The 390-nt window shown below is 48.5% G+C and carries 1 pseudogene; it reads left to right on the forward strand.

Annotated features, from left to right (window positions below):
• Nucleotides 1-378 (forward strand): annotated as a pseudogene (locus DW800_RS18900) (hypothetical protein); the annotation flags it as partial.
• Nucleotides 379-390 lie beyond the last annotated feature (12 nt).

Consider the following 390-nt stretch of genomic DNA (forward strand, 5'->3'; position numbering starts at 1 on the left):
GCTGTCGTGCTGGGGACGTCCGACCCGTTCACTTCCTCCGGCGGCGGCCAGGTCGGCACCACGGAAGGTAACGGATATTACAGCCGTTTCTATATTGCCGCCTCCAAGCATATACCCGTTGCGGGTAAGGAGGAGATCGGTGTCCATCTTTCCTACCTTTACAACAACCGCAAGGAGTACAAACTGAATGGCTTTGCATTGGGTGTCACCTACAATCCGTCCTTTCATCCGCAGTTAAGGATGATAGCGGAATATGACTCCAAGGACTTTGCCTTGGGAGCCACTTATCTGTTGTTCAAGCATCTGCATGTGCAGGTGGAAATGCAGAGGATGAAATATTTCAGTGGAGGGTTGACATACAAAATTCATTTGAAATAATTAGTGAAAAAA

The organism is Bacteroides sp. AM32-11AC (assembly GCF_003603515.1).
Lineage (GTDB): Bacteria > Bacteroidota > Bacteroidia > Bacteroidales > Bacteroidaceae > Bacteroides > Bacteroides uniformis.